General features: G+C 56.9%; 1 protein-coding gene. It reads left to right on the top strand.

Annotated elements, in window-relative coordinates:
* The coding region (locus tag RMT89_RS43810) for a LysR substrate-binding domain-containing protein (protein ID WP_315889331.1) at window positions 1-262 on the top strand (262 nt) is incomplete at both ends.

Genomic DNA, 262 nt, shown 5'->3' with positions numbered 1-262 from the left:
GCATATCCCGATATCAACGCGCGATTGGTCTTAGCCGATCGCTTCGTCAATCTGGTCGATGACCAAGTCGACGCCGCTATTCGAATCGGGTTGCTCCCGGACAGCAGCATGATCGCGACCCGAATTGGAGAGGGTGGCTGGGTCACCTGCGCGAGTCCGGAATATCTCGCGTCGAGGGGCACGCCGGAAACGCCAGCGGCGCTCGAACAGCACGATTGCATCATGTTTGAAGGCGTATATTCGAACAATCTGTGGAATTTCG

Origin of the sequence: Streptomyces sp. P17 (assembly GCF_032436805.1) — a bacterium.
Lineage (GTDB): Bacteria > Actinomycetota > Actinomycetes > Streptomycetales > Streptomycetaceae > Streptomyces.
The sequence above is the reverse complement of the archived record's forward strand: the minus strand, read 5'-3'. Positions and strand labels throughout refer to the sequence as shown.